Genomic DNA, 7025 nt, shown 5'->3' on the forward strand with positions numbered 1-7025 from the left:
GTCGTGCCCGCAGCGTGCCGAGCGCTTCCGCGTGCGTCCCGGAGGAGCCCTACTCAAGATCGCGCTCGATCCTGGTTGTCAACGCCGTTGCGTTAGGTGGAATGGCTGTTCGTCAACCAGCACTTGCCTCGCCGATCATGGAGTTGTGGTGGGTAACAGAACGCCCGTAAAACCCCCAAAGTCGGCACCACAACTCCATGATCGCCAAGCCGGGGCCAACCCGCTCCCCGATCGGGCACTTCCTGTCCCGGGTTGACCCGCCGGCTACAGCCCTAACGCAACGGTGTTGACAACGAGGATCGAGCACGATCTTGAGGGCTGGGCTGGGCTGGGCTGGGCTGGGGGCAGCAACATCCCTGTTGCGCGGATCTTGCGCGCTGGGCCCGCCACGCTGGGCTTGCGCTCGTCCTGCCGTGCGCGGGGGTGCGAGGGCGCGGCGGAGTGGGGCGGGACGCCCCGGTCAGGTCAGGTCGAACAGCTCGGCGGCGTTGTCCCAGCAGACCGCGCGCAGCCAGTCGTCGCCGAGGTCCAGTCGGGCCAACCCGGTCAGTTGGTCGGCGTACGGGTGTGGGATGTTCGGGAAGTCGCTGCCGAGCAGCACTTTGCCGGCCAACCCCAACTCGCGCAGCCGGGGCAACTCGTCGCGGGGGAAGGGGACGAACTGGTCCAGGAACGGGGTGAACGCCATCGTGGTGTCCAGGCGGACCCGCTCGTACGCCTCGGCGAGGTCCATGAACTCCCGATAGTCCGGTGCGCCGAGGTGCGCCACCACCGCGGGCAGGCGAGGGTGCCGGGCGAGCAGGGCGGCGAACGAGTCGGGGCCGGTGTGTGCCGTTCCCACCGGGGCGTGCCCGGCGTGTACGACCACCGGCACATCCGCGTCGGACAGCATCCCCCACACCTGGTCCAACGCCGGGTCGGTCGGCGCGAAACCACCGACCTGCACGTGCACCTTGAACACCCGGGCCCCGCCGGCCAGTGCCGCCGCGACGTATCCGGGGGCGTCCGGTTCGGGGAAGAACGTGGCCGAGGGCAGGCAACCCGGGGTGTCGCGGGCGAACTCCAGCGTCCAGCGGTTGAGGTCGGCCGCCATGCCCGGCCGGTGCGCGTACGCGAGGGCGCTGAACGCCCGTACCCCGAGGCGGCGCAGGTGCGCGACCCGGTCGGCATCGCTCCACCGGTACCGGATCGGCCACTCGGTGCCGACCAGCGGCCCGGGCGCGTCGAAGTACGCCCACACCCGGCGCATCAGCCGTGGTGGTAGGAAGTGCACGTGTACGTCGGCCAGGCCGGGCAGCCCCAGCGCGTGCCAGAACGCCGGCACCCGGTCGTCGGCCGTCGGCGGTGACCCGAGCGCCGGACCAGTCACATCTCGATGTCGAACCGGCTCAGCACCGAGGGCGCGATCAGGCCGACGGTGGCCAGCGCCGAGACGACGGTCAGCGCGATGCGCATGCCGACCACCTCGGCCTTGCTGCCGACCCGCAGGGCGATGCGGTTCGGCAGGCCGATCATCATCCACATGCGTCGTTTGATCGGGATCGGCCAGAGGATCGGCACACCGGCTCGGGTGATCATGTCGCCGAGGATGTGCACGAAGCAGCCCACCCCCAGGGCGGTGCCGATCAGCGGATAGCCGCGCCCACCCGGAAGGTTGGCGAAGGTGAACCAGGCGGCCCCGGCCGACGCCAGCGTGATGATCACCCAGCCGGCCCGCTCGGCCCACTCGTCGAACAGCCCGCGCAGGGCGAGGCCGAACATGAAGAACAGGATGGTGATCACCGCCCACTTGCCGTACGCGGCACAGAGCGCGGTGGTGCCCCAGCCGACCAGCACGGTGAACGGCAGGGTGTGGGTCAGTGTCCGGTGCCCGTTGTTGCGGCGCGGGTCCCTGCTGAGCTTCGTGGCGTAGTAGACCCCGAGTGAGATCTTCTCCATCACCTCGGCGGCGAAGAGCGAGAAGACGCCGAAGGTGCGAGCCACCGTGGCCCCACCCTGGTTCTTGGTCACCTTGCCCGACATGTCGAGGTCGGGAAAGAGGGCGCCGCCGGCGCACACCGCGGTGCCCACCGCCAACGCGAGCGGCGACTGGTGGTAGTCGGCGAACTGGTCCAGTGCCCAGGACCCGGCCAACCACGCCGCCGCGCCGGACAGCGCGTGTTGCGGTCCCATCATCTCGGCTCACCCTCCCCAGGGATCTTGAGCGCCAAAACTACGCCACTGTAGTCAGCGTCGGCGCCGCAGGGGCATCACCCGGAAGGTCCACATCGGACGGGATCACGCCGCGGGGCTGAAGCTCTGCCGGATCATCGGCAAGTATGCCGCGTTGACCTGCCAGTCGAACTCTTTTGTCAACCACGAGACGGTGTAGGAACGGTCGGCCGAGGTGTTGGCCAGCAACCGGAAGCTGTGCAGCTCGTCACCGGCGGCGTTCACCCAGCCGCACTCCCAGACCGCGCCGCCCTCGAAGATGTCCATCGCGGAGATGTCCACCCTGCGGTAGCCGGTCAGCAGCGCCTCGCCGGTGGTGAGCCGCGTCTCCTCGGCCTTCCAGTACGCCACCGGGTCGGCCCGCACGGGCCCCGCCTCGACACTGAGCACCCGGGCGCCGTCGTGCTCCCGGAAACAGGTCACCGCCCCCTCGGTCCAGCGTGTCCAGCCCACCGGCACGGCGATCCGGAACCCGGTCGGGTCGACGTGCCAGGTCCAGCCGTCGCGCAGCCGGTAGGGCGCGTCGGCCGGGCGCGACACCGAGGCCACCGGCGTGGCCGTCGACGGCGGTGGCGGTGGTGCCGCGCAGGAGAACGCGGCCGGCCGGGAGGTCGGCGTGCCGCCTCCGGAGCCGGACGGTGGTGTCCGCTCGACGTGGCGGCCGGCAAGTGTCAACGTCACACCCGCGGCGACGAGGAGGGCGGTTGTCGCTCCGCCCAGAACGATCAGACGACGCCGTCTGCCGGGCCGGTTGCCCGTCGGGCGGGCCGGCGTCGGCGGTTCGTCGGGCGGGGCCTGCGGCTCGACCGGGTCGGGCCGGACGGCCCGGCTCGCGCTGCGTACCGCGGCCACCGCCGAGGACCGCTCCGGCGCGACGGGCTGGTCGGGGTCCGCCGCGACAGCGCGTAACAGTGGCTCCACCTCGGTGGCGGTCAACCGCCGCCAGGGGTCGCGTTGCAGCAGGCCGGTGAGCGCGGGGCGCATCGGGCCGGCGCGGCGCATCGGGTCCGGTGGGTCGGTGGCCAGTGCGCTGAGCGTGGCCATGGCACTCGACCGGGCGTACGGGGACTGCCCCTCGACCGTCGCGTAGAGCGTCGCGCCCAGCGACCACAGATCGGTACGCGGATCCGACACCCCTTCGCGGGCCCGCTCCGGCGCGACGAACTGCGGCGAACCGAGCACGGTGCCCGGGCCGGTCATCGCACCCTCACCACCGTCGAAGGTGGCCAGCCCGAAGTCGGTGAGCACCACCCGCCCGTCGTCGGCGACCAGCACGTTGTGCGGCTTCACGTCGCGGTGCAGCACCCCGGCGGCGTGCGCGGCCCGCAGCGCGGCGAGCACCGCCAGCCCGATCCGGGCGGTGCGCTGCGGGCTCAGCGGCCCGTCGGCACTGATGATCTGCTGCACCGATCGGGACGGCACGTACTCCATCACGATCCACGGGCTCTCCCGGTCGTGCACCACGTCGTAGATGCGGACCACATTCGGGTGATTGAGCCGGGCGGCGGTGCGTGCCTCGCGCAGGGTCCGCAGCCGCAACTCCTCGCGTTCGGCCTCGGCCAGCCAGGACGGCGGCACGACCTCCTTCACCGCGACGTCGCGGTGCAGCATCTCGTCGCGAGCAAGCCACACCCGACCCATCCCGCCGGTGCCGACCAGGTCGAGCAGCCGGTACCGACCCGCGATCAGCAACTGATGCACGGTCGCTCCCCCTTGGTCACCCCGGGTTACACGATAGCCACCGATCTCGGTGTTCTCATCCGCTGAGCGGCCTCGATCCACGCCGGACGGTGGTCCGGATCATGGCCGTACGGTGCAGGTCAGCGGGGTGGTCGGAAACTCTTTCGCACCACCGCCCAGTCGGCGTCGGCCGCCGCCCAGTCTTCCTCGGCGGTGATCCAACCCAGTGTCCAGGGTGCGGCGCCGACGACGAGTTGTCGGGCGTGCAGCAGTGGCCCGTCCGGTGCCCGCCAGCGGCACTCCCACTCCGCACCGCCGTCGCGCGCGGCGAGTCGGATCTCGTCGTACTCGGGTAGTGCCCCGGCTCCGGCCGCCGCGTCGCGGACCTGCCGCAGCCCGACCAGCGGATCGGTGGCGCCGCCCGCGGCGACGCTGAACGCCCGGCCGGTCGCCGGGTCCTGGAAACAGGCCGTCACCCCGTCGCGCGAGTAGTACCAGGTTGCCGGCACGGAGACCCGGAAGCCGGCGGTGTCGGCGTGCCAGATCCAGCCGGACGGCGGCCGGAACCGTTCGCCGGGGGCCGGCGCGCGGGCCGGCACCGGGGCACCGCCGATGTCCGGGCGGACGCAGTCGAACGGTGGCGGGGGCACGCCGGGCCCGCCCGGTGGCGGTCGGCGCCGCTCGGGGCCAGGGCCGGGGCCGTCCGGGCCGCCGCCGCCCGGCGGTGCGTACGGCGGTGGGTCGGAGGTCCGGGCGGTGTCGGCGGGTCGGTCGGCGGTCACGGCCAGGGTGGTGCCGACGCCGGCGGCCGCGGCCACGAGTAGTGACACGGCGACCAGCGCGGCCCGCCGTGTCGTGCGCCGCCCCTTCGGTTCGTCGGGCACCGGAACCGCATCGCCCGGTCCGTTGGCCTGACCGGGCGGGGGAAGCGGGATGGTCGGCTCCTGACCGGCCAGTTCGTCGGCCCCGGCGGGCGGGTCGCCCGGCGCCGGATCGAGCCGACCCGCCGACCCCGCCCCGGACGCCGACGCCGACCCCGCCCCGGACGCCGACGCCGACCCCGCCCCGGACGCCGACGCCGACGATGACCCGGACGCTGACGCTGGCCGCGAGGACGACCCCGGCGACGACCGGGACACTGACGCGGACCCGGACGCGGACGGTGACCCCGAGGACGAGCCGGGCGACGACCTCGGCGGCGACGCTGACCCCGATGTCGGGGACGGGTCGGTGTGGCCGGCCGCGGCCCGGAGCAGCAACCGGCGGGCCGCGGCGTGGTCGAGGCGGTGGCGCGGGTCGCGGCGCAGCAGCCCGGCGAGCACCGGCGCGAGCGACCCGGCGTGCGGGGCCGGGTCCGGCGGGCCGGCGGCCAGTGCGCTCAGGGTGGCCATCGCGGTGCTGCGGGCGTACGGGGAACGGCCCTCCACGGCGGCGTGCAGGGTCGCCCCGAGGGACCACAGGTCGGCGGCGACAGTGGACGCCCCCTCGGCGGCCCGCTCCGGCGCCACGTACTGCGGGGAGCCGAGGACCATGCCGGGGCGGGTCGTCACCCCGTCGCCGCCGTCGAAGGTGGCCAGCCCGAAGTCGGTGAGCATCACCCGACCGTCGTGCGCCACGAGCACGTTCTGTGGCTTGATGTCGCGGTGCAGCACCCCGGCGGTGTGCGCGGCGTGCAGCGCGTCGAGGATGGCGAGGCCGATCCGGGCGGCGTGGGCCGGCTCCAGTGGCCCCTCGGCGTCCACCAGGTCCTGGAGTGTGCGGGACGGGACGTACTCCATCACGAGCCACGGGTTGTCGTCGACCGAGATGACGTCGTAGAGCCGGACCACGGCGGGGTGGTTGAGCCGGGCCGCGGCACGGGCCTCCCGCAGGGTGCGCGAGCGCGCCTCGGCGCGCTCGTGGTCGGCCAGCCACGTCGGCGGCACGATCTCCTTGACGGCGACCTCGCGGTGCAGCATCTCGTCGCGGGCCAGCCACACCCGACCCATGCCCCCGCGACCCACCAGGTCGAGCAGCCGGTACCGACCGGCGATCAGCACCTGCGCACGCTCCTCCTCAGCCGCTGTCCGGGCTACACCCTAACCAGCGGATCGGGAGTCACCTATCGGTAGTCCGACTTGGCTCAGCACGCGGCGTGGTCCACGCGCGCCAGCAGATTTCCCTCCGGGATGGCGATCCGGGCACGTCCACCAGCCAGTCGGGCCGTGGCGCGGCGGGCCTGTAGCGGGCCGTGCTCCCGACGGGCAGCGGTGTAGCTGGCGGCGGTGCGGGCCGCGATCGTGGTCCACCCGTACTGTTCGCCGACCATGGTGCGGGCCCGGCGCGCCACCCTCCGGGCGAAGATCTCGTCGTCGAGCAGTTGACCGACGGCACCGGCGAGCGCGTCCGGGTCGCTGTGGGGGAACGTCACTCCGGTCACGCCGGACTCCACGATCTCGGCGAGGCCGCCGGTGCGGGCCACGGCGAGCGGCGCCCCGGCGGCTGCCGCCTCCAACGCCACCATGCCGAACGGCTCGTAGAGGCTGGGCACCACTGTCGCGTCGGTGGCGCCGAGCATCGCCGGCAGCTGGGTGGCATCGAGGAAGCCGGTGAACCGGACGGTCGAGGACAGCGCCAGCCGGCGGGCCTGGGCCTCCAACTCGGCGCGGTACGGGCCGTCGCCAGCGATCACCACGCGCAGCCCCGGGTGCCGCTCGCGCAGTCGGGGCACCGCGTGCACCAGGTGCTGGACGCCCTTCTCGTAGACCAGCCGCCCGGCGTACCCCACCAACGGGCCGTCCCCGGCGAACCGTGCCCGGGCCGACGCGACCGCGCGTGGACGGGCCCGCCAGGCCCGGCCGTCGACCCCGTTGGGCACCACGTCGACCTGGGTGGCCGGGATGTCGAACAGGGCCTTCACCTGCTCACGCATGTAGCCGGAGCAGACGATCACCCGGCTGGACTCGCTGCTGAGCCACTGCTCGACGCCGTGGATGGTGCGGTTCATCTCCTCCGGCAGCCAGCCCTGGTGCCGCCCCGCCTCGGTGGCGTGCATGGTGGTGACCAGGGGCAGGTCCAGGTGGTCGCGCAACGTCATCGCGGTGTGGGCGACGAGCCAGTCGTGGGCGTGGATGACGTCGTAGGCGCCGGCCTGG

The 7025-nt window shown here is 73.3% G+C and carries 5 protein-coding genes; all 5 read right to left on the reverse strand.

Annotated features, from left to right (window positions below):
• Positions 1-460: 460 nt before the first annotated feature.
• A complete protein-coding gene (locus tag AB0B57_RS31645) occupies positions 461-1369 on the reverse strand; it encodes an amidohydrolase family protein (RefSeq protein WP_357078128.1) in 909 nt (302 codons plus the stop codon).
• The gene (locus tag AB0B57_RS31650) at positions 1366-2175 is read right to left on the reverse strand and encodes a metal-dependent hydrolase (RefSeq protein ID WP_357078131.1); all 810 of its coding nucleotides are present in this window, start codon (positions 2173-2175) and stop codon (positions 1366-1368) included. Before AB0B57_RS31650 ends, AB0B57_RS31645 begins: the two co-directional genes overlap by 4 nt.
• A 102-nt stretch (positions 2176-2277) precedes the next feature.
• Positions 2278-3912, reverse strand: coding sequence for a protein kinase (locus AB0B57_RS31655; RefSeq protein WP_357078134.1), 1635 nt, complete (start codon positions 3910-3912; stop codon positions 2278-2280).
• A gap of 119 nt (positions 3913-4031) precedes the next feature.
• Positions 4032-5930 carry a serine/threonine-protein kinase gene (locus AB0B57_RS31660; protein ID WP_357078137.1) on the reverse strand — a complete coding sequence of 633 codons (1899 nt, stop codon included), beginning with the start codon at positions 5928-5930 and terminating at the stop codon, positions 4032-4034.
• 83 nt (positions 5931-6013) lie between these two features.
• Positions 6014-7025 (reverse strand): glycosyltransferase family 4 protein (locus tag AB0B57_RS31665; RefSeq protein ID WP_357078141.1); only part of this gene is annotated, 1012 nt, incomplete at its 5' end.

This window comes from Micromonospora sp. NPDC049101, assembly GCF_040648675.1.
Lineage (GTDB): Bacteria > Actinomycetota > Actinomycetes > Mycobacteriales > Micromonosporaceae > Micromonospora.